This is a genomic window from Thermococcus celer Vu 13 = JCM 8558, from assembly GCF_002214365.1.
In the GTDB taxonomy this organism is placed as follows: domain Archaea; phylum Methanobacteriota_B; class Thermococci; order Thermococcales; family Thermococcaceae; genus Thermococcus; species Thermococcus celer.
On record NZ_CP014854.1, the window covers coordinates 793980 to 818754 of the forward strand.

At 58.8% G+C, this 24775-nt stretch carries 26 protein-coding genes, 2 tRNA genes and 1 other RNA gene; 14 read left to right on the top strand and 15 right to left on the bottom strand.

Annotation, left to right across the window (positions count from 1 at the left end; translation table 11 throughout):
* Positions 1–94 precede the first annotated feature (94 nt).
* Together A3L02_RS04365 and gltA are read left to right on the top strand one after the other, a co-directional pair.
* Positions 95–943: a sulfide/dihydroorotate dehydrogenase-like FAD/NAD-binding protein gene (locus A3L02_RS04365; RefSeq protein WP_088862795.1), complete on the top strand. Its 849-nt coding sequence runs from the start codon at positions 95–97 to the stop codon at positions 941–943.
* Entirely contained in the window at positions 944–2389 is a 1446-nt protein-coding gene (gene gltA, locus A3L02_RS04370; protein ID WP_088862796.1) for an NADPH-dependent glutamate synthase, read from the top strand.
* Between the two features lie 36 nt (positions 2390–2425).
* Here the strand turns inward: gltA and A3L02_RS04375 are convergent, their stop codons facing one another.
* Positions 2426–2890: a hypothetical protein gene (locus A3L02_RS04375; protein WP_088862797.1), complete on the bottom strand. Its 465-nt coding sequence runs from the start codon at positions 2888–2890 to the stop codon at positions 2426–2428.
* A gap of 126 nt (positions 2891–3016) precedes the next feature.
* On the opposite strand from A3L02_RS04375, the gene A3L02_RS04380 reads away from it, so the two are divergent.
* Both A3L02_RS04380 and A3L02_RS04385 read left to right on the top strand, forming a co-directional pair.
* Positions 3017–3919 (top strand): MBL fold metallo-hydrolase, encoded by a 903-nt coding sequence (locus A3L02_RS04380; RefSeq protein WP_088862798.1) that lies wholly within the window; start codon positions 3017–3019, stop codon positions 3917–3919.
* 109 nt (positions 3920–4028) lie between these two features.
* Positions 4029–5201 carry a nicotinate phosphoribosyltransferase gene (locus A3L02_RS04385; protein WP_088862799.1) on the top strand — a complete coding sequence of 391 codons (1173 nt, stop codon included), beginning with the start codon at positions 4029–4031 and terminating at the stop codon, positions 5199–5201.
* A 117-nt stretch (positions 5202–5318) separates the two neighbouring features.
* Here the strand turns inward: A3L02_RS04385 and A3L02_RS04390 are convergent, their stop codons facing one another.
* The 3 genes from A3L02_RS04390 to A3L02_RS04400 form a co-directional block, all read right to left on the bottom strand.
* Positions 5319–5522, bottom strand: coding sequence for a ferredoxin (locus A3L02_RS04390; protein WP_088862800.1), 204 nt, complete (start codon positions 5520–5522; stop codon positions 5319–5321).
* A gap of 130 nt (positions 5523–5652) precedes the next feature.
* Positions 5653–6186, bottom strand: a complete 534-nt coding sequence (locus A3L02_RS04395; RefSeq protein WP_088862801.1) for a metal-sulfur cluster assembly factor — start codon at positions 6184–6186, stop codon at positions 5653–5655.
* 61 nt (positions 6187–6247) lie between these two features.
* A complete protein-coding gene (locus tag A3L02_RS04400) occupies positions 6248–6988 on the bottom strand; it encodes an ATPase (RefSeq protein WP_088862802.1) in 741 nt (246 codons plus the stop codon).
* 105 nt (positions 6989–7093) lie between these two features.
* Between A3L02_RS04400 and bpsA the strand changes: the two genes are divergently transcribed.
* Positions 7094–8149, top strand: coding sequence for a N(4)-bis(aminopropyl)spermidine synthase (gene bpsA, locus A3L02_RS04405; protein ID WP_088862803.1), 1056 nt, complete (start codon positions 7094–7096; stop codon positions 8147–8149).
* A 40-nt stretch (positions 8150–8189) separates the two neighbouring features.
* Here bpsA and A3L02_RS04410 read toward each other — a convergent pair whose 3' ends face one another.
* Both A3L02_RS04410 and A3L02_RS04415 read right to left on the bottom strand, forming a co-directional pair.
* On the bottom strand, positions 8190–9962 hold the full coding sequence (locus A3L02_RS04410; protein WP_088862804.1) for a prenyltransferase/squalene oxidase repeat-containing protein: 1773 nt from the start codon (positions 9960–9962) through the stop codon (positions 8190–8192).
* Positions 9963–10005: 43 nt separating this feature from the next.
* Positions 10006–11985 carry a S8 family serine peptidase gene (locus A3L02_RS04415; RefSeq protein ID WP_088862805.1) on the bottom strand — a complete coding sequence of 660 codons (1980 nt, stop codon included), beginning with the start codon at positions 11983–11985 and terminating at the stop codon, positions 10006–10008.
* A gap of 436 nt (positions 11986–12421) precedes the next feature.
* Between A3L02_RS04415 and A3L02_RS04420 the strand changes: the two genes are divergently transcribed.
* Positions 12422–13150, top strand: a complete 729-nt coding sequence (locus tag A3L02_RS04420) for a sulfite exporter TauE/SafE family protein (protein WP_157895732.1) — start codon at positions 12422–12424, stop codon at positions 13148–13150.
* 94 nt (positions 13151–13244) lie between these two features.
* Here A3L02_RS04420 and A3L02_RS04425 read toward each other — a convergent pair whose 3' ends face one another.
* The 8 genes from A3L02_RS04425 to ffs form a co-directional block, all read right to left on the bottom strand.
* Positions 13245–13703: a flavodoxin family protein gene (locus A3L02_RS04425; protein WP_088862807.1), complete on the bottom strand. Its 459-nt coding sequence runs from the start codon at positions 13701–13703 to the stop codon at positions 13245–13247.
* A gap of 237 nt (positions 13704–13940) precedes the next feature.
* A tRNA-Gly gene (locus A3L02_RS04430) sits at positions 13941–14018 on the bottom strand.
* Positions 14019–14025: 7 nt separating this feature from the next.
* A tRNA-Phe gene (locus A3L02_RS04435) sits at positions 14026–14102 on the bottom strand.
* A 94-nt stretch (positions 14103–14196) separates the two neighbouring features.
* The gene (gene queC / locus A3L02_RS04440) at positions 14197–14916 is read right to left on the bottom strand and encodes a 7-cyano-7-deazaguanine synthase QueC (protein ID WP_088862808.1); all 720 of its coding nucleotides are present in this window, start codon (positions 14914–14916) and stop codon (positions 14197–14199) included.
* On the bottom strand, positions 14913–15317 hold the full coding sequence (locus A3L02_RS04445) for a PIN domain-containing protein (protein ID WP_088862809.1): 405 nt from the start codon (positions 15315–15317) through the stop codon (positions 14913–14915). Before A3L02_RS04445 ends, queC begins: the two co-directional genes overlap by 4 nt.
* Entirely contained in the window at positions 15305–15541 is a 237-nt protein-coding gene (locus A3L02_RS04450; protein WP_088862810.1) for an AbrB/MazE/SpoVT family DNA-binding domain-containing protein, read from the bottom strand. Before A3L02_RS04450 ends, A3L02_RS04445 begins: the two co-directional genes overlap by 13 nt.
* Before the next feature lie 42 nt (positions 15542–15583).
* A complete protein-coding gene (locus tag A3L02_RS04455; protein WP_088862811.1) occupies positions 15584–16486 on the bottom strand; it encodes a dihydroorotate dehydrogenase in 903 nt (300 codons plus the stop codon).
* 62 nt (positions 16487–16548) lie between these two features.
* Positions 16549–16862, bottom strand: an RNA gene (gene ffs / locus A3L02_RS04460) — signal recognition particle sRNA.
* A 119-nt stretch (positions 16863–16981) separates the two neighbouring features.
* Here ffs and A3L02_RS04465 point away from each other — a divergent pair.
* The 8 genes from A3L02_RS04465 (at position 16982) to A3L02_RS04500 (ending at position 23352) form a co-directional block, all read left to right on the top strand.
* Complete coding sequence (locus tag A3L02_RS04465) at positions 16982–18418, top strand: FAD-dependent oxidoreductase (RefSeq protein ID WP_088862812.1); 1437 nt, start codon at positions 16982–16984, stop codon at positions 18416–18418.
* Positions 18415–18918, top strand: coding sequence for a 4Fe-4S dicluster domain-containing protein (locus A3L02_RS04470; RefSeq protein WP_088862813.1), 504 nt, complete (start codon positions 18415–18417; stop codon positions 18916–18918). Before A3L02_RS04465 ends, A3L02_RS04470 begins: the two co-directional genes overlap by 4 nt.
* 5 nt (positions 18919–18923) lie before the next feature.
* Positions 18924–19196 (top strand): (2Fe-2S)-binding protein, encoded by a 273-nt coding sequence (locus A3L02_RS04475; protein WP_088862814.1) that lies wholly within the window; start codon positions 18924–18926, stop codon positions 19194–19196.
* Positions 19189–20355 (top strand): NAD(P)/FAD-dependent oxidoreductase, encoded by a 1167-nt coding sequence (locus A3L02_RS04480; RefSeq protein ID WP_088862815.1) that lies wholly within the window; start codon positions 19189–19191, stop codon positions 20353–20355. The genes A3L02_RS04475 and A3L02_RS04480 overlap by 8 nt, the downstream gene beginning before the upstream one ends.
* Positions 20356–20440: 85 nt before the next feature.
* Positions 20441–21118, top strand: a complete 678-nt coding sequence (gene pyrH, locus A3L02_RS04485) for a UMP kinase (protein ID WP_088862816.1) — start codon at positions 20441–20443, stop codon at positions 21116–21118.
* An 87-nt stretch (positions 21119–21205) separates the two neighbouring features.
* The gene (locus A3L02_RS04490; RefSeq protein ID WP_054834351.1) at positions 21206–21472 is read left to right on the top strand and encodes a ribbon-helix-helix domain-containing protein; all 267 of its coding nucleotides are present in this window, start codon (positions 21206–21208) and stop codon (positions 21470–21472) included.
* A complete protein-coding gene (locus A3L02_RS04495; protein WP_088862817.1) occupies positions 21448–21918 on the top strand; it encodes a putative toxin-antitoxin system toxin component, PIN family in 471 nt (156 codons plus the stop codon). Before A3L02_RS04490 ends, A3L02_RS04495 begins: the two co-directional genes overlap by 25 nt.
* 114 nt (positions 21919–22032) lie before the next feature.
* A complete protein-coding gene (locus A3L02_RS04500; RefSeq protein ID WP_088862818.1) occupies positions 22033–23352 on the top strand; it encodes an NAD(P)/FAD-dependent oxidoreductase in 1320 nt (439 codons plus the stop codon).
* Between the two features lie 121 nt (positions 23353–23473).
* Here the strand turns inward: A3L02_RS04500 and A3L02_RS04505 are convergent, their stop codons facing one another.
* Positions 23474–24709, bottom strand: a complete 1236-nt coding sequence (locus tag A3L02_RS04505) for an MFS transporter (protein ID WP_088862819.1) — start codon at positions 24707–24709, stop codon at positions 23474–23476.
* Positions 24710–24775: the final 66 nt, after the last annotated feature.

Here is a 24775-nt window from a genome sequence, read left to right on the forward strand (position 1 = left end):
GGGGTTCTCAACCTTCGGTTTAAAAAACGGTTATAACTCAAAAGTTCAGAACATTAAGTGAACAACTTTGATCGCGTGAACAGGGTGATGCATCATGGGATACCCGATAACGAAGAAGGAGAACCTGAGCGCCATCGACTTCTTTATGGAAGTCGAGGCGCCACACGTGGCCCGCTCGTGGAAACCGGGCCAGTTCGTTGTGCTGATTCTGGATGAGAAGGGTGAACGGGTTCCGATGTCTGTATACTACGCCGAAAACGGTAAAGTTGGCATGTTCATCAGGAGGCACGGAAAGACGACCCTCAAGCTCTGGTACGAGTTCGACGTTGGTGACGAGCTCCTCAGCGTTACCGGCCCCCTGGGGAGGCCCATCAAGGTGAAACACTACGGGAACGTTGTCTTTGTCTCCGATGCCGTCTGCGCCCAGGCCGAGAGCTACGCCACTCTGAAGGCTATGAAGGAGGCCGGCAACTACACCATAGCCATCCAGAGCTTCGAGAACAAAGCCAACGTCTATCCCGAGAGGTACCTCGCAAAGCCCGTCGCGGACGAGCACTACCTCACCACCGAGGACGGGAGCGTCGGGATCAAGGGGCACTACCTGGACGTTCTGAAGGAGCTCATAGAGAAGGACAGGGTCGATATCGTCTTCGGCGGCGGAAAACTGGGCTCGTTGAAGAAGCTCGCCGAGCTCACGAGACCCTACGGGATCCCGACCATCGTAACCGTCAGGCAGATAATGGTGGACGGAACCGGGATGTGCGGCTCGTGCAGGGTTCTCTACGGTGGGGAGATAAAGTTCGCCTGCAGGGACGGACCGATGCTCGATGCCCACAAGATAGACTGGGACGACGCGATAAAGAGGAACGCACGCTTCACAGAGCAGGAGAAACTCGCCAAAGAAAGGTACATAGAGGAGCTCAAAGCCCGGGGGGTGATCTGAATGGCGGTCAGGCCAAAGCTGATTAAGGAGCGCGTCCCAACGCCGGAAGTGCCGGTGGAAGAACGCGTTAAGAGCTTCGTAGAGGTCAACCTCGGCTACGACTTCGCCTCCGCGCTCAAGGAGGCGGAGCGCTGTATACAGTGTCCGCCCGAGTACGCCCCGTGCATAAAGGGCTGTCCCGTTCACATCAACATACCCGGCTTCATCAAGGCCCTCCGGGAGAAGCCGGACGATCCGGACGAGGCGGTCAAGAACGCCCTCAGGGTGATCTGGAACGACAACACCCTCCCCGCTGTGACGGGGCGCGTCTGCCCGCAGGAGGAGCAGTGTGAGGCCCCCTGTGTCATGGGCAAGGTCGGCGACCCGATAAACATCGGAAAGCTCGAGCGCTTCGTGGCGGACTACGCGAGGAAGCACGGTATAGAGGAGGAGTTGCTCAAAGAGTTCATGGCCGGTGGGGATGGAAGGAAGGGAAGGGTTGCCGTCGTCGGGAGCGGCCCGGCCGGTCTGACCTGCGCTGGAGAGCTCGCCAAGAGGGGTTACGACGTTACCATCTACGAGGCCCTCCACAAGCCGGGAGGCGTTCTCATCTACGGGATCCCGGAGTTCAGGCTTCCGAAGGAGATACTCGACAGGGAAATCGCAAAGCTCCGCGAGCTTGGCGTTGAGTTAAAGCTCGACCACGTCGTTGGAAAGACCGTCACGCTCGAGGAGCTCCTCGAGGAGTACGACGCCGTCTTCATCGGCACCGGCGCCGGAACGCCAAAACTTCTCAACATCCCGGGCATACTCTTGGACAGGATCTACACCGCGAACGAGTTCCTGACGAGGGTCAACCTCATGAAGGCCTACCTCTTCCCCGAGTACGACGAGCCCATAGCCATCGGGAAGAAGACGGTAGTCATAGGTGCGGGAAACACCGCCATGGACGCCGCCAGAACCGCCCTCAGACTTGGCTCTGAGGTTACCATTGCCTACCGCCGCGGAAGGGAGGACATGACGGCGAGGGTTGAGGAGATCAAGCACGCAGAGGAGGAGGGCGTTAAGTTCGAGTTCTTCCTCACACCGGTGGAGTTCATCGGAGACGAGAACGGCAGGGTGAAGGCGGTTAAGTTCGAGAGGATGAGGGCCCTCGAGGAGAGGGACAAACGGGGCAAGAGGAAGATAGTTGGAACGGGCGAGTACGTCACCATCGAAGCCGACACGGTAATCATAGCCATAGGGCTCGAGCCCAACAGGATCATAAGCGAGGAGGCGATGGCTCTAAAGACGAACCCCGACGGAACGCTCGTCGTCGACAAGAACCTCATGACCAGTATCCCGGGCGTCTTCGCGGGCGGTGACGCTATAAGGGGAGAGGCAACCGTCATCCTCGCGATGGGAGACGGAAAGAGGGCCGCGAAGGCGATGGATGCATACATCCGGGAAAAGAGGGCAAACGCCTAAGCCATCCACCTTTACCCTTTTTCCGTCTTCGGGTAACTACCATCCCTTCTTCCTGTCCCCCCAGAAGAACTTCATGAAGCCCGAGAAGTCCTCGCCGCGGAAGGCCGCGTAGAGGCTCTGGGTCTCCTCGGGGGTCAGCCATTCGATGTACTCTGGGATCCCCTCCTCGAAGTTGTAGAGTACTTCATCGTCCTTTTTCGCCACGTCGAGGGTGTAGATCTTCTTTCCCTGCTTTCTGGCTATCTCAATTTCCCTGACGACGAGGGAGGTGAACTTTCCGAGCACGGCTATCGCCACGAATATCTCGGCCTCGGGGATCAGGTGATCCGTTGTTTTAAGGCCGTAATCGGAGGGAACCACGAAGTTGTTGGAGTTGAGCCTTTCCTCGAGTATTTTCAGTATCGCCCTCTCGGTTCGGGTGTGGTAGAGTATCGTGGGCTCGCTCAGATAAACGAGAGGGCCGTACTTTTCTTTCTTCTTTCTCCGGAGGAACCCGAGCATCGAACCACCTCAGGTGGGGATAATGTCATCATCCATCAGGAGGGATGACACTCATCATCGGCCGGCTTTCCTTAACAGGGCAGAACTTATTAAGGTTTGGCCCCGAGGGTTTACGGGGGAAATAACATGCGGATCATCCCCTTGGCCTCCGAGAGCCTCGGGGTCAGGAGCCTTGCCACCTTCGTCGAAGCGGGAGGGATAAGGGTCCTCATCGACCCTGGCGTGGCGCTGGGGCCGAAGAGGTACGGCCTTCCACCGGCGGGGGTCGAGCTTGAAACTCTGAGAAGGATGAGGCGGAAGCTCCAGGGCTACGCGCGGAGGGCTGACGTGGTAACGGTCTCCCACTACCACTACGACCACCACACGCCCTTCTTCGAGGGCCTCTACGAGAGCTCGAGCGAGGAGTTTGCACGGGAGATATACGCGGGTAAGCTCCTGTTCGTAAAGCACCCGCGCGAGAACATCAACTTCAGCCAGAGGAAGCGGGCCTGGGCCTTTCTCAAGAGGGCCGGGCCAATAGCCAGGGGTATCGAGTTCGCCGACGGGAGGAGTTTCGACCTCGGAGGCGTTACCCTCGAGGCCTCGCCCGCGGTTCCCCACGGCAGGGAGGGCTCGAAGCTCGGCTTCGTCGTGATGGTTCTCATAGACGACGGCTCCAGAAGGCTGATCCACGCGAGCGACATCCAGCTCCTCAACAGGAGATCCGTGGAATGGATAATCGATAAGGTTCCCGACGTTCTCATAACCGGCGGGCCGCCGACCTACCTCGGCAAGAGGGCCGAGGGGAGCTGGGAGACCGGGATCAAAAACCTAAACGAGATAATCCGCGAGACGAATGCCGAGATAATCCTCGACCACCACATCGTCAGGGACAGGAGGTACCCGGAATTCTTCGAGGGGCTGGAGAAGAGGCCGGAGACCTTCGCGGGCTATCTGAAGGTTGAGGACAGGCCCCTCGAGGCCTACAGAAGGGAGCTCCACGACATGGAGAGAGGGAAAGGGGTGGAACTGCCGTTCAGGCTACGTTGACCTCGTGCCGTCATCTTCCGGAATCGTCCGGAGACCCACACCCTCTAACCGTCAAAATGAAGAAACCCTTAAATCGAGGGAATGAGAGGTTGTCTCAGGTGAGGGGGAAATGCGGGACTTCTACATCGCCCACGAGGACGATATCAAAGCCGGAAAGACCACGGACGTTTACTTCATCAGAACGAGGAAGGTACTCGAGGAGAAGGGGATACACAGGAGGGTCTTCGCGGACGTGACGACCACGTCCCTTCCGCACGGCTGGAGATGGGGGGTCTTAGCCGGGATCGAGGAGGTCGCGAGGCTCCTCGAGGGACTGCCCGTAAACGTCTACGCCATGCCCGAGGGGACGGTATTCCACCCCTACGAGCCGGTTCTCCAGATTGAGGGTTACTACGAGGACTTCGGCATCTACGAGACGGCCTTACTCGGAATGCTCAGCCAGGCGAGCGGCATAGCGACGGCCGCCCTCAGAACCAAGATAGCCGCGAAGTTCAAGCCCGTCTACTCCTTCGGCATACGGCACATGCACCCGGCGATAGCGCCGATGATAGACCGCTCCGCTTTCATAGGCGGTTGCGACGGCGTTTCTGGAGTCTTGGGTGCTGAGATGATGGGGGAAAAGCCCGTTGGGACGATGCCCCACGCGCTCGTCCTCGTGGTCGGCGACCAGGTGAAGGCCTGGAGGTACTTCGACGAGGTCATCGAACCCGAGGTCCCACGGACCGCCCTCGTTGACACCCTCTGCGACGAGAAGTTCGAGGCTTTAATGGCGGTTGAGGCGCTCGGTGAGAGGCTCAACGCGATAAGGCTCGACACGCCAAGTTCAAGGAGGGGCAACTTCAGGCGCATAGTTGAGGAAGTCAGGTGGGAGCTTGATTTAAGGGGCTACGAGCACGTCAAAATATTCCTCAGCGGGGGACTTGACGAGGAGAGCTTAAAGGAGCTTGCTGACGTTGCGGATGCCTTCGGCGTTGGAGGGAGCATAGCGTCGGCAAAGCCCGTTGACTTCTCGTTGGATATAGTCGAGGTCGAGGGGCAACCGATAACCAAACGTGGGAAGCTGAGCGGGCGGAAGCAGGTATACCGCTGCGAGAACGGCCACTACCACCGAGTCCCCGCTGACAAAAAGCTCGAGCGCTGTCCGGTCTGCGGTGCGAGGGTCGAGCCCCTCTTAAAACCGCTCATTGAGAACGGTGAGATAGTGGCCGAACTCCCGAAGGCGCGGGAGATAAGGGGATACGTCCTCGAGCAGGCCGAGAAGTTCGGGTTGAGTCTGGAGTGAGAACCGCGGGGATTCTTTTTCACTTATTCTTAAATGTTCTTACGGGGTGCTCACGTTTATAGAGAAGGTTCGCGAAGGATTACGGGAGAAGATGAGAAAGGAAACCGAAAAAGGCCATCAGGCCTCTTCGATGTAGATGCAGCTGACCGGGCATGCTTCAGCGGCCTCTTTGGCGCAGTTGTAGAGCTCCTCGTCCTCGATGACGTCGACGATGGGGGTGCTCTTGCCCTCGTCGTTCATCTCAAAGACGTCCGGGCAGAGGCTTGCACAGATGGCATCTCCGATACAAACGTCCTGGTCAACCCTAACCTTCCACGCCATGGAACATCACCGGATTTAGATGAACCCAGGGGAATATAAACTTTTCGTCGGAAAAAGAGCCCTATAGGGTGAAGATCCGGGTAAGAAGGAAGGACGTGGCCCCTTGATGAACAAAAATCGACAGGATGGGTCAGAGAAGCCCCAGCTTCTTTTTGTACTCCTCGCTTACCATGTCCGGGTTCCAGGGTGGGTCGAAGGTCAGCTCTATCTCCGCGTCCTTAACCCCTGGGATCTCGAGTATCTTGTCCTCCACCGCCCTGAGGATCCACATGGTGAGCGGGCAACCGGGGGTGGTCATGGTCATCTTTATGTAGACCGTGTTGTCCGGCCTTATCTTGAGCTCGTATATAAGCCCCAGGTTGACGACGTCGATCCCTATCTCGGGGTCTATGACCTCCTTGAGCTTTTCAAGTATCATCTCCTCCGTGAGCTGAACGTTTTCCTCGTTTCCTTCCCTCCGCCTCTCGCGGTCTATGGTTATCATGCCGACCCCTTCGAGTTTCCCTATCTCCGAATGGAGCTTTATGAGCACGTCGTCGATGTTGGGGGTGTCCTTTGCGAGCGTTACCCTCACGTTGCCCTCCCCATCAACCTCAACGGATTTCACGAACTTCTCGTCAACGGTCTCCCTGATGACCCTCTCAACTTCCTCCTTTGTTACCATAATCACCACCCGAGTGGAGTTCAGGGAGACACATTTAAACCTTTTGGGTCAGAAATGAGTATCAATCGGAGAGGATATCGAGTATCAGCCTCTCCGCCATCTCGGGGGTTAAAGCCCTCGCGCGGAGCTCCCTGAGGACGCGCTGAATGCCGAACCTCTTTATGGAAGGCGCCTCCCTCGCGGCCCTCCTCAACAGGGGACAGCCAAAGTGGAGGTCGTATTTTCCCCCGATGATACCTATCGCCTCCCCCTTGTCCATCGCCAGAAACGCGGGAAGGTTGAGGGTTACCAGATCGTTCTTTTGGTATATCGAGATGAGGCCCGAGCTCAGCAGGTCGCCCGAGGCGACAATCTTCACCCCCTTCTCTCTTGCGTAGTCCTCAACGGCCCGCATAACCATCGCATGGCAGCGGCCGCAGATCGGCGCCTTCTTCCTTATCTGGGCCTCCATTTCGTCCATGTAACCGGGCACATCAACGAGAACCGCCCCCCACTCCTTCGCCCTGGCTAGAACATCTTCCCCCATCTGGGGGAGCTTCGCCATAATCGGAATCGCATCGAAACCGGCCCAGCGGAGAATTTTGAGCGTCGCGGTGCTGTCGGAGCCGGCCGAGAAGGCCACGACCACCTTAACACCAACCGGCGAGCGGTCGAACTCCTTTCCACTGAGACGGTACTCCAGGAGGCTCCTCAGGCGGGAGTAGGCTTTCTCGCCGATGTCTTCCCTAACCCCCTCGAGGGCCTCGAGGTTGTACTCGAGCCTGTACCTCTTGACGAAGTCGTCTCCAACGGGGGCTATCATGGGGGTCGGGAGGAAAGCCAGCCTATTAAACCTTCCGCCGGGAAAACCTTAAAAGAGGCCCGTCCTAACCCCGTTCACGAACGAATACTTCTGGAGGTGCTTGCGATGAGGGGGATAGTTGAGAGGGTCAGGGAGAAGACGAGCATTCCGGTTTACGAGAGAACCGTTGAGAACGTTTTGAGCGCGATTCTGGCGAGCGGCGACGTCTGGCGCATCGTCGACCTCAGTGAGGAGCCCCTTCCCCTCGTGGTCGCGGTCATCACGGCGCTCCACGAGATGGGTTACGTGGCCTTCGAGGGCTCCAGCGTCGTTCTCACTCAGAGCGGTAAGAAGCTGGTGGAGAAGTACGGAATCGGGGCGAGGAGGGACTACACCTGCGCCCACTGCAGGGGCAAGACCGTTGAGCTTGACGCCTTCAGGGACCTGCTCGAGGAGTTCAGGGAGATAGTTAAGGACAGGCCGCAACCGAAGCACGACTTCGACCAGGCCTACGTCACCCCGGAGACGACCGTGGCGAGGATAGCGCTGATGCACACCCGTGGCGACCTCGAGAACAGGGAGATCTTCGTCCTCGGCGACGACGACCTGACGAGCGTGGCGCTCATGCTCTCCGGTTTGCCGAAGAGGATAGCCGTCCTCGACATAGACGAGCGCCTCGTGAGGTTCATCGAGAGAACCGCCGACGAGCTCGGTTACTCCAACATAGAGACCTTCACCTTCGACCTCAGGGAGCCGCTCCCGGACTACGCGCTCCACAGGTTCGACACCTTCATCACCGACCCGCCTGAGACGGTCGAGGCCATAAGGGCCTTCATCGGAAGGGGGATAGCGACGCTCAAGGGACCGGGTTGCGCGGGCTACTTCGGGATAACGAGGCGCGAGAGCTCGCTCGACAAGTGGCGGGAGATTCAGAGGCTCCTCCTCAACGAGTTTGGCGTCGTCATCACCGACATCATCCGGAACTTCAACGAGTACGTCAACTGGGGTTACGAGGAGGAGACGAGGGCCTGGAGGCTTCTGCCTGTCAAGGTCAAGCCATCGTACAACTGGTACAAGAGCTACATGTTCAGGATCCAGACGCTTGAAGGCTCGAAGGGCTTCGAGGACAGGATAACCGTCGGCGACGAGCTCTACAACGACGAAGAGGCCTCAACCACATGAGAGATGTAAAACCTAAAAACTCAAAAAGCTGAAACGAGGGTTACCTCCGCTTTTTCTTCTTCCCGCGTTCCCTTTCCCTCACTACGAAGGCCACCAGCGCTATGAGGGCAATCCCTGCACCGATGTAAACGTAAGCGGTCCCATCGTTACCTTCGGTGCTTTTCACCGCCTCAAAGCCCTTCACGGCACGGGCCTCTATCGCTAAGGCATTCTTTCCCGGATAGAGCACCACGTAGCCGTCGAGGTTTTCGATTTCCGCGGTGTCGTTCGAGCTTCCCACGTACCTCGAACCCTTAATCAGCAGGAACGTCGCGTTGGCGAGTTCAACTCCGCCACCGCTCACCCTCGGCTCGGGGATGTCCGCGTAGAGGACGCTCCTGAGGAAAGAGACGCCCTTGGAGTAGGGGGTGGTGTTCGTCAGTCCCGCTTCCTCCAGCGCCCAGACCGCCTTCGCAGTCGAGGTCAACCCGGCGATCGAGCCCTGGGTGTAGGGGAAGGCACCGTTCGGGTACTGCCTTTCGCCGAGGAGCCGGAGGGTCTCGTTGAGCTCCCTTTCCATGCCGAAGTCCTTGAAGACGAGGAGGGCGTAGGCGAGGTAGTAGGTCGGGACGTTGTAGTAAACAGGATTGCCGGTCTTCGGGTCCTTCGTTGAGGTCATCCAGGTGAGGTTCCCGGAGAGGTAGCCCAGCGAGGCGTCGTAGTCGTATGTAACGTTCAGGCTCCTGAGAACCCACACCACGTACTCCGTGTTGTAGAAGTCCCCCCAGACGCCGTCCCGCGAGACCTTCAGGAGGTAGGCCACCTCGCCCGAGTAGTCCTTCCCGAGGGAGGCCTTCACCCGGGCGAGCTCGGCGACCTGCCAGGGGAGCATCCCGGAGTAGTTGGAGGGGAGCCGGGGCGTTTCGTTGCAGAGGAGGTAATAGTCAGCCAGAACGGCCTTCTCCCAGTTCGTCCCCGGGGTTATCCTGTCGAGGTACGGGCAGGCGATGGCCCTCAGGCCCTCGAAACCGTTTATCTGGGAAACGCTCAGCAGGTCGAGGACGCGGTAGTGGAGGGTCCCCCAGAAACCGAAGTGCTCCCTCTCAAGCAGTTCCCTCCGGTAATCCTCCTTCCCGGTTGCGTAGAGGGCCATCGCCGTGGCCACCGTGGAGTTGAAGTCCCCGCTGAGCTCGACCCTCTCCCCGAGGTAGGCAAGTGCAAAGGCGCGGTAGGCCTTCAGGTCACCGGAAGGGTTCATCTTTTTGAGTTCGTCCTTTTTACCGAGGGCGAGGTAGCCGAATATTCTATCCGCGTCCGTTTTTGGCTCCGCATCCATCAGCCAGCCTTCCCCGCGGTTTACGGCCTCTTTAACCTGCTTTTTGAAGCCGGTCAGGTTCGCGTTGATGTACCCGCCCTTAAGGAACTCCCCGAGCGCGATGACGGCCAGCGCCGTTCCGGTGTAGTCCTCCCACGAGCCGTCCGGGTTCTGTTTGTATATTAACCAGTACGCGGCGTCGTTGAGAACATCCCTGTAACGCCCCCTCGCCACGTTCTCGCCGCGCATGAGGGCCAGCATCGCCATTGCCGTGTACTTGGCCATGTGCGTTTCCCCGCGGGAAACCCCCCACGAATCGAAGGGAGTCCTCATCTGGAGGAGCCACTCGCATCCCTCGAGAACCCGGGCGTAGTCCCCGGTCCTGTACAGGGCGAGAACCGCGAAGGCGGTATCCGGAACGGTGGGGCTGTAAACGTAGGGCTCGATTTTAGCACTTCCGGCAGGGAATGATAATCCGATGAGCATGATTACAAGGATCGCCGCAAGAACCCGCTTCATCCCAACCACCTCAAAAGGGGAAAGAAAAGGGGATTAAAAACCTTCAGCCGTAGTAGACGACGGCCTTGAGCTGGTAGTCCGCCCAGCCGTAGGTGCTGTAGGCGTAGACGAGGAACGTCCAGGTTCCCGGGGCGGGGTTGGCGTACTCGACGTGCTCGTAGCTGTTGCTCGACGTGGACCTGTCAACGAGGTTGCCGTTGGGGTCGTAGAGGTAGAGGTCGAGGTCGTTGTAGGAAGTATCGAAGGTCAGGTCACCGGTTATCTTGGTGGCACCGCTGTTGACGTTCATGGTGAAGGTGTCGCTGGTGTCCCAGTAGTCGTTAACGGAGCCGGTGAAGGTCTGGGTGTCGGTGGTCGGGGTTGGGTTCGGGTTGGGGTTTGGATTCGGGTTGCCGCCGCCGGACTGGCTGAGGCTCCCGTCGCTGACGACGTCGACCTGGTAGTTCGCCGCGCCCTTGTAGCTGACGACCTTGACCGTCCAGGTTCCGGCGGTCGGGTTGTAGTAGCCGACCTTCTCGAAGCCGTAGTAGGCGGTGTAGGAGTAGTCAACCTCGTTCCCGTTGGGGTCGTAGAGGTAGAGGTCGATGTCGCTCGAGCCCGTGTCCCAGTAGAGGGTGGCGGTCACGAAGGTGGCGCCGCTGACGTCGAAGGTGTGGGTGGCGCTTCCCTTGTCGGCGACGGAGCCGGTGAAGGTGAGCTTGGCGTAGTCGTCGTACTTGATGGCCTTGTAGACGTTCACCCTACCCGCACCGTAGGCGATGTCCGCTATCTCCTTGGGGGCGACTATGTCGGCGGTCTCGATGAGGGCGGTCTTCACCTTGTCCGGGGTCCAGCTCGGGTGGGCCTGGAGGATGAGCGCGGCAACGCCCGAAACGTGCGGGGTGGCCATGCTGGTTCCAGAGGCCTTGGTGTAGTAGTCGTTTATCGGGGTGCCCATGCTGGTTCCGCTGGCGCGCGGGGCTATGATGTCAACGCCGGGGGCGACGACTTCCGGCTTGAGCCTTCCGTCCGCGGTCGGTCCCCTGCTGGAGAAGCTGGCGATGTTGTCGTTGCTGTCAACTGCACCGACGGTTATGACCTTGCTCGCGGCGGCGGGTGAGCCGACGGTGTAGGTGTTCGGCCCGCTGTTGCCGGCGGCGACGCAGACTACTATACCGGCGTCCCAGGCGTTGTTGACGGCCTGACTGAGGGAGTCGGTTCCGTCGGAGCTCTGGGAGGAGCCGAGGGAGAGGTTGATGACCCTTATCCCGTACTTGTCCTTGTTCTGGACGACCCAGTCAACACCCGCGATGATGGTGGAGACGCTTCCCGAACCGTCGGCACCGAGAACCTTGACGCCGACGAGCTTCGCGCCGGGGGCGACGCCTATGTACTGGGAGTTAACGCTGCCGGTTCCGGCAACGATACCCGCAACGTGGGTTCCGTGTCCCTGGTCATCGTAGGGGGTCGACCTGCCGTTGACGGCGTCGTACCAGCCTATGACCTTGCCCTTCAGATCGGGGTGGTTCGCGTCTATACCCGTATCGACGATGGCAACCACCACACCGCTTCCGTCGTAGCCGAGGGAGTTCCAGACGGTATCGGCCCCTATCTGGGAGACGGAAGTGGCGTCGTCAACCTGAACCTTGTAATCCTCCTGTATGAACTTTATGCCCGAGACCCTTGTGTTACCGAAGTAACCCGTGTCTATCATGCCCGCGATCAGCAGAAGGTCCCTGGCCTTTATTTTAACCGCGACAGCAGGGATTATCTTGTAGGAGTACTTGACCTGGGCGCCCATGAGCCTCAGTACCTTAACCGCCCTGTCCCTGTCTCCGTAGCTCCCGAACATTATGACGGTGTCCACTTCCTGGTTCCAGTTCATCCTCTGGACTTTCTTGAACAGTCCCGGGGTCAGCAGTCCGTAGTTCTTCTGCTGAACCGCGTTGTTCCTGACAACCGGTTTTACGGGTGCCGCAAGGGCCGTTCCGGCCAGAAGACCCACGAGCACCAGTGCCAGCACCACAGCACCTAACCTCTTCATTCCAGTACCCTCCTATCCAACATGTCCCATATCGGGACATCGAAGTACTGATATTGGATACATTAAAAAGTTTACGCAACAGTGTTTCTTCCATTTATATACATTACAGTAATGTACATCTTTATGTAACATAAAGAAGCCAACTCCGTTTCATAAATTTCAGCAAACGACACAATTCCTTAATGCCCGGTCACCCAAAACCATCAACGATGAACGATAAGCGCCCGTTTCAGCAGTTAATTAGGACGATAAAAATATAACGTAGGGTAATGTTTGAAACCCACAAAGTTGGGGATAAGATGGTGAATATCGACATAATGGACATCAACCCGTGGCTCGGAGGGGTCCAATTAACCCCATCCCTAAACGCGAAATTGTCATGAGGAGGTGTAACATTAAGCGGAAAAGCATTAAATACCAAAACATAGCATGGAACATGAGGACGCTCCTTATAGCACTTCTCTCTTTTGGAGGGGGATTCATAGGCTCCATGATGAGCGGAGGGAGTATGGTAATCCTTTCAATTCTCACCTTCGCCGGGCTCCCCATAAAAGAAGCCGTTGGGATCCTGAAGGTCGTCATAGCGGCCCTAACCTTCGTATCCACACTCACCTACTTTAGAGGTGGAGCGCTCGATGTTAAGCTTGCGCCACTCTTGACGATCTCGTCAATTTTTGGCGCATTTATCGGGACCTCACTTTTTCTATCCCTTTCTCAGGAACTGGCTAATTTCATAGCTGCTGCACTCCTGCTGGCGGGGATGTACTTCACCGTAAGATTCAAGCCGGGAAGTGAGGGCAAGCATGGAAGGAAGAGTAAAGCGGAGATCTCAATAGTGGGGCTGCTCATAGGGGCCTACATTGGGATCCTCGGAATAGCATCCACCCTGGTGGTTATCTCAGCCCTGGAGATATTCTTCAGGCTGGACATACTCAAGGCAAATGGAACCGCGAAAATGATAATCTTCCTGAATAATACAATGGCGGCACTCAACTATGGACTGAAGGGAAGCCTGGATTACTCCATGATGTGGCCCATTCTGATCCCCGTGATGGTGGGTTCGTGGCTGGGGGCCAAAAGCGCTTTAAGGATGGGGAGCGAGAAGCTCAGGATCGTTTTTATCGCGATAGGAGCTCTAACGCTTTTGAGGATACTCTTTGGATGAGGGAGGGTTTGAACCGGATTATCCGCCTAAAATCTTAAGTTTCACCGTCCCCCTCATGGGGTCGGCTGGAAGTTTAACCTGTCTTTCCCATGGTTTAACCAACGAGCTTTTTCAGACCCTCCGCGAACTCGCGTGCATCCCTCTCGAGGGACTTAACGTAAAAGATGCCCTCCTTCATCGGTTCCTTCCCGAGAATTTCCCTCATCTGGGCGAGACATCTTCTGGATCTCCCGGCACAGGTGGTGAAAAATGCGGCCCTCCCAATCTTCTCCCTGTTCTTTAGCAGGTACGTTCTGACCGCCGGAGTCACCCTGCCGTTCCACGTGGGCGTGCCTATCACGACGAGGTCGTATCCAGAGGGATCTTTATGAAACTCTATCTCCGTGGTCTTCCCGCGGGTGGCGTCGTAGCCGGCCCTGAGAAAGCCCAAAATCCCCCTCCGGTTCTTTTTATCGATTATCTCGTCCATTTCGGCGCCCAGGGTTTTGGCTATTATCCCGGCCGCCCTTTTGGTGTTGCCGCTACGCGAGTAAAAGGCCACGAGGATTTTCATTTGACCACCCCCCTATAACCGTGTGCCCTCCATAGGTAACTTCTATTATCTCCATAAAGACACCTACAATAAGTTTTTGACTGGAAAATATCAACTTTGCGATGCAGTTTTTGGGTCCACTGCCAACCGGTAGGCCAAGACGGGCCACCATATGTTTTGGTGGCTCTATAATCAGAATCATCAACGCGTGCATAAAACTATAGGAGTCGGCTGAAGTAGCACTCCACCATATTAAATTGGTGCGGTGGCCGGGATTCGAACCCGGGTCACCGGCTTGGAAGGCCGGTGTCCTAGACCAGGCTAGACTACCACCGCAGAGAAGTGGTGGGGCGAGGGGGATTTGAACCCCCGACACCCGGATCTTCAGTCCGGCGCTCTCCCAGGCTGAGCTACCGCCCCGCGCTCAAAATTAGGGGGGACGGCGGATTTATAAATCTTGCGGTGGGTGAAAACGGGCCCACCCCATGGCCACCCCGGAGGTAAATCGAAAGGCCTACAGCCTCGGTTCGACCGCGTAAACCGTCCTGTCCTCTCCGATTCCCTCGATGAGACCCCTGTGACGCCGCACACAGCTCTCGCACTCCCCGCAGTGTATCGGCTTTCCGTCCTCGGTAAAACCTTTGGGCATGTAGCAGGAGTTCGAGTACTCGTATCTGGCGTTTAGTTCCTTCAAAAGCCTCGCTATGCCCTTCTTGTCGAGGTCTATGAGCGGTGCCACGACCCTGACCTCGGCCATCGTGCCGTAGCGGAGCATTTCGTTCATTCTCTCGACGAACTCGGGCCTGTTGTCCGGGAAGGTCGCCCCCTCCTCCGCGTTGAAGCCGACGATTATATCGCCGCCGCCGAGGGCGTCGAGGAGAGATGCGGCGACGCTTATGAGGACGACGTTACGCGCGGGAACCCAGACGCTCTTCGCGGTTTCCCTGGCAACATTCATGTTCTCCAGCTCCCGCGCCGTTACCCTTGGCGTCTCCCCACCGACGAGGGTCGTTCCCCTCAACCTGGAGAACTCCTCGAGGAAGTCGAGTTTTACGATCCTCAGCGGAACGTCGAGTTCCCTTGAGAAGAACTCCGCCACCCTGTTCGTAACCTTCTCCTCGTTGCTCCCGTAGTTCACCGTGAGCATCATGACCTCGTCGTAGTTCCTCTTGGCCCAGTAGAGGCAGGCCGTCGAGTCCAGTCCGCCCGAAAACAGCACCACAGCGCGCTTCATTCCAGCACCTCCGGAATCAGTTTAATTCCAAGTCTCGTGGCCTGGTTTCTAAGCTTTTTATCGTAGGTGGCGAGGGCCCCCGCTTCCTTTCCGATGGCCAGGATCACGGAGTCGATGTAGTGTCTGAGGCCCAGCTCTTTAAGGAGCTCGAATCCCCCGAGGAGGTACCTCCTGTCGTCCACGAGCGAGGTCCTCGGGTCGAACAGTATCTGCTCCACGAGCTCCCTCGCCTCCTCCGTGCCGAACCCGAGCTTCCTGAAGTTCCAGACGGTCTCGTAGATGACTATCGTGGGCACGATCCAGCCGTCTAACGAACGGATGACGTTCATGGCGCTTTTATGGTACTCGGAGTTCTCAATGGCCGCGTATATGAAGACGTTGGAGTCGATCACCGCTCCCATGACATCTCCTCCTCGAGGGCCTCCTCCGAGATCCTCTCGAGCTCCTCCGCGGTCAGCTTCCTCCCGAGCCTGAAGGTTTTCCACTCCCGCCTCGCCCGTCTGAGGACTATCGCGTCCCCCTTCAGCTCGACCGTCAGGTACTCCCCCTCCTTTATCCCGAGGGCCTTTCTGATCTCCGCGGGGATGGTTATCTGGTAGTTCCTCGTCACCTTGGTTACCGGCATGACCCCCACCGGAACTTAGTAGGATTTTCTCCTATAAATGGCTTACCCAAGCGCGAGGCCGACTATCTCCTCCACACTCGAAAAGCCCTCGCTCTCGAGGTAGGCCTCGATGCCCGTGCTTATCTCCCTGAAAACCCCCCAGCCGCGGAGCGAGACGGCTGTTCCTATCTGCAACGCCGATGCTCCAGCTAAGAGGAACTCGACGGCGTCCCTCCAGGTCGTTATGCCGCCGATCCCTATGACCGGGATCTCGAGGGTTCTCGCAAGGTCGTAGACGGCCCTCAGCGCCACGGGCTTCACCCCGGGCCCGGAGTAGCCGCCGACCCGGTTGCTCAGTATCGGCCTCCTCGCGTAGACGTCTATCGCCACCGCCTTAAGCGTGTTTATTGCCGAGACCGCATCGGCGCCCGCCCTCTCCGCCGCCAGACCGAGCCTCGTGATGTCGTCCGTGTTGGGGGTGAGCTTCGCGATAACCGGTCTGTCCGTCGCCTCCTTGACCGCCCTGACTATCTCGTAGACGTTCTCCGGCTTCTGGCCGATCTCCATGCCGTAGCCCTTCGCATGGGGACAGCTGAGGTTCAGCTCGAAGGCATCCGCAACGTCGCTCAGTTTCTCGGCCAGGAAGGCGAACTCCTCCCCGCTTCCACCAAAGATGGAGACGATGAGCGGGAAGTCGAAGGTGTAACCTTCAACCATCTTTAGAAAGCCCTTCCAGCCGGGGTTCGGAAGGCCCATCGCGTTTATCAGGCCGTAGGGGAGCTCGACGATGGTGGGGTTGTCGTAGCCCTCCCTCGGCTCCACTCCGATGGACTTGGTTACCACGCCGCCCGCCCCTTCCTCGTGGGCCCTTATCCACTGCTCCGGCGTTTTGTCGTCGATTCCCGAGGCGAGGATGAGGGGGTTCTCGAAAGTTAAGCCGAGGAGCTTGACCCTGAGGCTCACCATTTTGACGCACCGAAGGCAAAAGAGACCGTCTGTTATTAAGGTTTTTGCCAGAATTCTAACGGCGGCGGGCGCGCCCGGGGGTGGGGACCCTCCACCGTCCCCTTCCACCGGGGCTCGCTCACCCCCGCTACCCCACGAGCGCCGAACGTCCCGCCTACCGCTGCTCCCTTCCGGGCCTGACGGGGTTCGGCGGGCAAAGGGCGTTAGCCCGGCCCTCCAGCCGGACCCCGCCCACCGCCGGCCCCGTGGGACGAGGGATCACCGTTGTGCCCCGGCTTCCGGGAACGGCTTCGGGAACCGCCCCCCGGGCTTCGGCCCCGGCGTATCGACGGTTTCCGGTTACAGGGGACGCCGAACCCCCCGGCCTAGCCCGCCGCCAGTTACTCTATTCCCCCGTCGATATATAAAGTTTTGGCACCTAACCAAAGGTTGCCCACCATTGGATTGAAAAATTTTCATAAGTTGGTGCGCGAAGGGGTACACGGGTGACACGACGTGCGCTTAACTGAGCACCCCCTTCTGCGTTTTGAGCGGGGGAGGGAGGTTACGATATATTTCAACGGTCGGCCGATAAAGGCGTACGAGGGGGAGACCATCGCGACGGCCCTGCACGCCGCCGGAATTCGAGCCCTCAACTACTCCGTGAACAAAAAACGCCCGAGGGGCCTCTTCTGTGCCATAGGCAAGTGCTCTTCCTGCCTGATGGTCGTGAACGGGATCCCCAACGTCAGGGCCTGCATAACCCCAGTCGAGGACGGCATGAGGATACAGCCCCAGCACGGAAGGGCCAGATTACCCGAGAAGGCCAAACCGCCGGAGTTCAGGGACGCGAAGGTCGTAAGGGCGGACATCGTGATAATCGGCGGCGGTCCCGCGGGGCTCATGGCGGCCATCCACGCGGCCGATGCCGGTGCCAGTGTCGCTCTATTGGACGAGAACCCCCGCCTGGGCGGCCAGCTCATCAAGCAGACCCACAAGTTCTTCGGCAAGCGCGAGCAGTTCGCCGGAGTAAGGGGAGTGGAGATAGCAAAGATCCTCAGTGAGGAACTGCGGAAAAGGGAGAACGTCCAGGTCTTCCTTGAAACCTCCGCCGTCGGCATCTTCCAGGAAAAGGACGAAAAGCTCGTTTTTGCCGTCAGGAAAAACCGCGAACCGGTGGAATTCCGGGGGAGGGCGATAATCGTCGCCACCGGCGCGATGGAGAGGAGCATACCCTTCGAGAACAACGACCTGCCGGGGATCTACGGTGCCGGGGCCATCCAGACGCTCATGAACACCTACGGCGTAAAGCCCGGCGACAGGGTTTTGATAGTTGGTGCCGGAAACGTGGGGCTCATCTTAGCTTATCAGCTCATCCAGGCGGGCGTGGAGGTGAAGGCGATAGTCGAGGCCATGCCTAAGGTCGGTGGCTACTTCGTCCACGCGGCCAAGGTCAGGCGCCTGGGCGTTCCGATTTTAACGAGGCACACCATCCTGCGCGCCGAGGGGAAGGAGAGGGTGGAGAGGGCGGTGGTGGCTCAACTCGACGGGAACTGGAAGCCAATTCCCGGAACGGAGGGGACCTTCGAGGTCGACGTCATAGCCCTCGCCGTCGGCCTGAGGCCCAGCATCGAGCTTCTTCAGCAGGCGGGCTGCGGGGTTCGCTACGTCCGCGAGCTCGGCGGTCACGTTGCCGTCAGGGACGGGTGGATGGAGACGACCGTGAGGGGGATCTTCGTAGCCGGCGATTCTGCTGGCATAGAGGAGGCCACCACGGCAATGCTCGAGGGCAAGATAGCGGGAATAGCCGCCGCCCTGAGGCTCGGGATAGCCGGGGAGGAGTGGCTCAAGGAGATTGAGGGGGCCCAGAAAGCCCTGGACGAGTTCCGTTCGGGGCCCTTCGGACGGCACGTGCTGGAGGGCATAAAGAAGGCTATGGTGGTGGGAGGATGAGTGAGATTCCGGACTACCTTAAGAGGGGTTACATAACCCCCGGGGAACTCTTCTCGATAATCCCAAAGCCGAGCGAGGACAGGCTGAGGGAAAGGCCCGTCGCCGTTCCCGAGTGCCCGCAGGAGATTCCGTGCGCCCCGTGCAGGGAGGTATGCCCGACCGGGGCGATAAACATGCCCACCCCGAACGATCTGCCGGTTGTGGATTACGACAAGTGCATCGGCTGCTCCCTCTGCGTCCAGGTCTGCCCGGGACTGGCCTTCTTCATGGTGCAGTACGTCGGTGATAGGGCCAGGATAACGATGCCCCACGAGCTTCTCCCGCTCCCGGAGAGGGGCGAAACCGTGGTTCTTCTCAACCGCGCTGGGGAGCCCGTCGGGAGGGGAAAAGTCGTCACGGTCGTCCCGAGGGAGAAGAGCCGGGGGGACACGCCGATAATCACCGTTGAGGTGCCGATGGAACTGGCCTGGGACGTCAGGGCCGTGAGGGTAGAGGGGTGAGGAGGATGGCGGGAAAGAGGATAGTCTGCCGCTGTAACGACGTCACCGCCGAGGAAATCGAGGCGCTCATCGATTCCGGCGTCACGGACATCGAGGAGATCAAGAGGCTCCTTCGCGTTGGGATGGGGCCCTGCCAGGGGAGGACCTGTCTCCCCATCGTCATCGGAATACTCGCCAGAAAGACAGGGAAAAGGCTGGAGGAGATACCGCTACCCAAAGCGAGGGTTCCCGTCCGGCCGGTTCGCGTGGAGGCCATAACGGGTGGTGCCGATGAGTAAGATAGCGGTCATCGGCGGCGGGATAATCGGCGTCGCGACCGCCTACGAGCTGGCGAAGCTGGGGGAGGATGTGATCCTCTTCGAGAAGAACTACTTCGGCTCGGGTTCGACCTTCCGCTGCGCCACGGGGATCCGCGCCCAGTTCACGGACGGGGCGAACATCCGCCTGATGAAGTACTCCGTTGAGCGGTGGGAGCGGCTCGAGGAGGAGCTCGAAAGCGAGATAGGCTTCAGGCAGACGGGCTACCTGTTCCTTGCCACGAGCGAGGAGGAGGTCGAGGCGTTTAGGGCCAACGTAAGGCTCCAGAACAGGTTCGGCGTCCCGACGAGGCTCATCGATATGGCCGAGGCGAAGGAGATAGTCCCCATCCTCAACACCGAGCCCTTCTTAGCCGGAGCCTGGAACCCGAAGGACGGAAAGGCCAACCCGTTCAAGACACTCTTCGCCTACCTCAGAAAGGCGAGGGAGATGGGCGTCGACGCACGGGAACACACCCCAGTAATCGGCCTTGAGCGCGAGGGGGATGAAATAACCGCGGTTAAGTTCGGGGGTAACGGCGGGATGGAGAGCATTAAAGTGGACGCCGTCTTAAACGCCGCCAACGCCTGGGCGCCGCTTATTAACGCGATGGCGGGCCTGAGGCCGGATCTCGTGCCGATAATCCCCTACAAGCACCAGCTCGTCAAGACCGAACCCCTCGAGGGCGGGCAGGTGGAGCCGCTGGTGTGTCCGCCAAGCTGGAACGACGCCTACATAATCCAGGACGGGGAAGACGGGGGAATAATCTGCGGTGCAGGGATAGAGCACGAAGCAAAAAGCCTGGACGACTACGAGCCGACCTACGACTTCCTTCGCGGCGTTCTCCGTTACGCGGTTAAAATAGCCCCACCGCTTCGCTACGCGCACGTGGTGAGGCAGTGGGCGGGTTTCTACGCCAAAACCCCCGACAGAAACCCCGCCATCGGGAGGCTCCTCGACAACCTCTACATCGCCGCCGGTTTCTCCGGGCACGGCTTCATGATGGCCCCCGCGGTGGCGGAGGCGATGGCGGAGCTCATCTCAAAGGGCCGCTCAAAGGTCCCTCTCGACTGGGAGTGGTACGACCCCTACCGCTTCGAGCGCGGTGAGCTCAGGACGGGGGCGTTCCAGATCGGATAACCACTCCTTTACTTTTTCTCTCTTGACACTTCCGCGGCAAGAAAAAGGTTATAAAGGGGCCCCGATTAGCATCGTGAGGGTCGTCATGAGGATAGTCTTCGACGTGGGCGGCTCGGTTCTCGTACCGGATGATCCAGACGTCGATTTTATCGGGAAAATCGCCTACGAGCTCATTAAGATAAGCGAGGATCACGAGGTCGCGGTGGTGGTCGGCGGCGGCAGGGTCGCCAGGAAGTACATCCGGGCGGCGAAGAGCTTCAGCCCCAACGAGACCTTCAAGGACTACATTGGCATCCACATAACGCGGGCCAACGCGATGCTCCTCATAGCCGCGCTGGGCGAGAAGGCCTACCCCTTCGTCATCCAGGACTTCAGGAAGGCCTGGGAGGTCATACAGCTCAAGAAGATACCGATAATGGGAGGAACCCATCCGGGCCACACCACGGACGCGGTCTCGGCGCTCCTCGCTGAGTACCTTCAGGCGGACCTGCTCGTGGTGGTCACCAACGTGGACGGCGTCTACGACTCCGACCCGCGGAAGAACCCCAACGCCAGGAAACTTGACAGGATAACCGTCGACCAGCTCGTCGAGATAGCGATGGAGAGCGAGAGCAGGGCCGGCGGGAGCGGCGTCGTCGATGCCTTAGCGGCCAAGTTCATCCAGCGCGGGCGGATAAAGACCTACATCGTCGGCAAGGAGGACGCCTACCATCTCTTCGACGTTGTCAGGGGGAAACACAACGGAACCGTGGTGGAGCCTTGAGGTTCCCTTCGAGGGCCCGGGTGCCCTTTTCGATTTTGTCCCGTAACGTTTGTATCTTCTGTCAGACTATAGTCCTACGGTGAGGGTATGTCCGCCACCGAGAAGGTTTCGGTCCGCTTTCCGCCGGCCATCATGAGGGAGATCGACGAGCTCGTGGAGAGCGGCGGGTTCTCAAGTCGGAGCGAGCTCATCAAAGAGGCCGTGAGGTTCTTTCTCATGCACTACGAATCGCCGCAGGAACTCTGGGAGTCCTACAAACTCCTCGCGAGGGTGAGAAAGCTTCCGTCCGAGAAGGAACTCGAAAAGCTCCTCGAGGAAGTGGACAGGAAATGGAAGCGCTCAAGGTCGTCTTAGACACCAAAGTCGTCATAGCGGCCGCAATAAACCCCTTCAGAAGCTCCGGTAAGGTTATGGATCTTGTGGTTCGGGGAGAGGTTCTGTCCTACACCTCAGAGGCAATACTCGAGGAGCTTCGCTTCAAGCTGACGAGCGAGAAGGTTCTCAGATACCTTGAGAGCAGGGTCTACGCCCTCTGGGTTTATAGAATATTCCGCGCCTCTTCAATCCCTGTTGAGCCGGACGGGCATTTCGACCTTTCGCCCGAGCCGGACGACGACAGGTTCTTTGACGCGGTTTACGCGGCCAAAGCCAACTTTCTGGTGAGTCTCAATAAACGGCACGTGCCGAGGCTGAGGGACGGGGGGAGGAAATTCTCCCTGGCGGGACACGAGTTCCTCATCCTGACGCCCGCCGAGTTCCTCGAGTTGGTTGGAGAGGATAAGAACGCGAGCGCAGTTTAAAACTTTCGTGGAACCATTTGGGTAGCTCAGGATAGCTGAATACTCGAACGAACGTAACCCTTTTCAGGGCCCACCTTTTTATACCTCACCACCCTTCTTTCTCCGGTGGTGCAAGTGAAGGTCGTCGTCATCGGTTCCGGAACCGCCGGAAGCAACTTCGCGCTCTTCATGCGCAAGCTCGATAGAAGGGCCGAGATAACCGTCATAGGAAAGGAACCCACTATGCAGTACTCCCCCTGCGCCCTGCCGCACGTGGTGAGCGGAACAATAGAGAAGCCCGAGGACGTCATCGTCTTCCCGAACGAGTTCTACGAGAGGCAGAAAATAAACCTCATGCTCAACACCGAGGCGAAGGAGATAGACCGCGAGAGGAAGGTCGTCGTAACCGATAGGGGCGAGGTGCCCTACGACAGGCTCGTTCTGGCGACCGGCTCCAGGGCCTTTGTCCCGCCGATAAAGGGCGTCGAGAAGGAAGGAGTCTTCACCCTCAAGAGCCTCAACGATGTGAGGAGGATCAAATCGTACATAGCGGAGAGGAAGCCGAAGAGGGCCGTCGTTGTGGGGGCCGGCTTAATCGGCCTCGAGGGGGCGGAGGCCTTCGCGAAGCTTGGCATGGAGGTCCTCGTCGTCGAGCTGATGGATCACCTCATGCCGACGATGCTTGACAGAGACACGGCCAACCTCGTCCAGAGGGAGATGGAGCAACACGGCGTTTCCTTCCGCTTCGGCGTCGCGGTGAGCGAGATAGTCGGGGACCCTGTCAGGGCCGTTAAGGTGGGCGACGAGGAGGTCCCGGCCGAGCTGGTTCTCATCGCCACGGGCGTAAGGGCCAACGTCGATCTGGCCATAAAGGCGGGCCTCGAGGTGAACCGGGGTATTATAGTCAACGAGCACCTGCAGACGAGCGACCCGGATGTATACGCGGTGGGCGACTGCGCCGAGGTCATAGACGCGGTAACCGGGGAGAGGACCCTCAGCCAGCTCGGGACTTCCGCGGTGAGGATGGCGAAGGTCGCGGCCGAGCACATCGCCGGGAAAGAGGCTACGTTTAAGCCCGTCTTCAACACGGCCATAACCGAGCTCTTCGGCCTCGAGATCGGAACCTTCGGGATAACCGAGGAGAGGGCGAGGAAGGCGGGAATTGAGGTGGTCGTCGGAAAGTTCAGGGGGAGCACGAAGCCCGAGTACTACCCGGGTGGAAAGCCGATAACCGTCAAGGCCATTTTCAGAAAAGCCGATGGGAGGCTCGTGGGCGCCCAGATAGTCGGCGGAGAGAGGGTCTGGGGCAGGGTAATGACGCTCTCGGCCTTAGCCCAGAAGGGGGCCACCGCCGAGGACGTCGCCTACCTCGAGACGGCCTACGCACCGCCGATAAGCCCGACGATAGACCCCATCGCCGTGGCCGGGGAGATGGCCCTGAGGAGGTTCCGGTGAGCTTTGCCATTTCTTTCATGTTTTTACAACAGAGAAATGGATTGCAGTTATTTCTCTAAAGCATTAACCCCAATGAATTCGGTTTCAACTGGCGGGTTCTCCAATCATAGAGAGCGGTCCATCACTCCGGCAGCCCAAGGGTCAGGACGAAGGCGAGGCCGAGGGGAATCAGGGTTGAGAGGAAATTCACGGAGAAGCCTATCCCCGAGAGGTATCCACCTATCAAAGGCCCCACCACCCAGCCGAGGCTCATCATCGCGTTGAGCAACCCCATGGCCTGACCGCGTTCGTTCGCCCTGACCCTTTCGGCGACGTAGGTCGAGGTTGCGTTCAGCGTCATGGACCACTTGAGGCCGGATAACAGGGCCACCGCGAGCATCAGGTAAGGGCTCCCAGCGAGCGCATAGCCCGCGAAGGTGGCGCCGTAGCCGGCTATAGCCGCGAGGTAGAACCTCTTGGCCCCGTACCTGTCGATGAGCTTTCCTATGTGGTAACCGCTGACGGCCGCGGCAAGGGAATCCACGCCGAATATGATTCCAACCCACTCCTGGCCAAACTTCTCCCCAAAGTAAACCGACACCACGGAGTACACCTGACCGCTCGCCAGCATGACCACGAACACCGTCAGGTAGAATAGGCCGAGGGAACCGCGGGTGAGCCTCCTGAAGGCCGCCCCGCTGAATATCACCCTCTCACTCTCCCTGCCTTCCTGAGGGAGGAGCGGAAGCCTCGGCGCCCGTCTTGGCCTCGGTCTCTCCCTTATGAACAGCACCATCATGGAGGAGAGGGCAAGGAGGGCAGCAGCGAGCAGAAATATCCCCCTTATCCCCACCCTTCCAACGAGGAAACCGCCGAGGAAGTTGCCGACCATGTAACCGGCGTTCTCAACGGTCGAAAAGAGACCGTAGGCCGAGCCTATCCTCGACGAGAGCTCGGCTATCAGGGCCGATTTCGCAGGCATCATCGCCGAGCCGAGCGCCCCCTGCGCCGTTCTGAGTGCGAGGAGCGTGAGGGGGGTCGATACGAGGGCCATCGTCGCATAAAAGAAGCCCGTGGAGAAGAAACCCAGGGCGATAAAGGCCTTCCTGTTTCTGGTTGAGTCGGAGAGGTAGCCGAAGGGGTACTGGAAGATGGTAGAGGTCAGGTTGAAGGCGACGCTCAAAAGCCCGACCATCATCATGGTTCCGCCGATGAGGCGCATGTAGACGCTCAGATAGGGGAAGGCCATGCCGAAGGCGGCGTTCGCGAGGAACGCGGAGACACCTAACAGGAAAACGTTTTTCCGCTTTATCCTGAGCCTCCTGAACTTCCCCGCCTTTTCCCGGTTCCCCTGGAGGAGTGCCCGTTCCCGCCTCATCGTTCAGCCGTACAGGGAGGCGCTTATAAAACTTCTCCCGATGGAAGGCAGATAAAACGGAAAAAG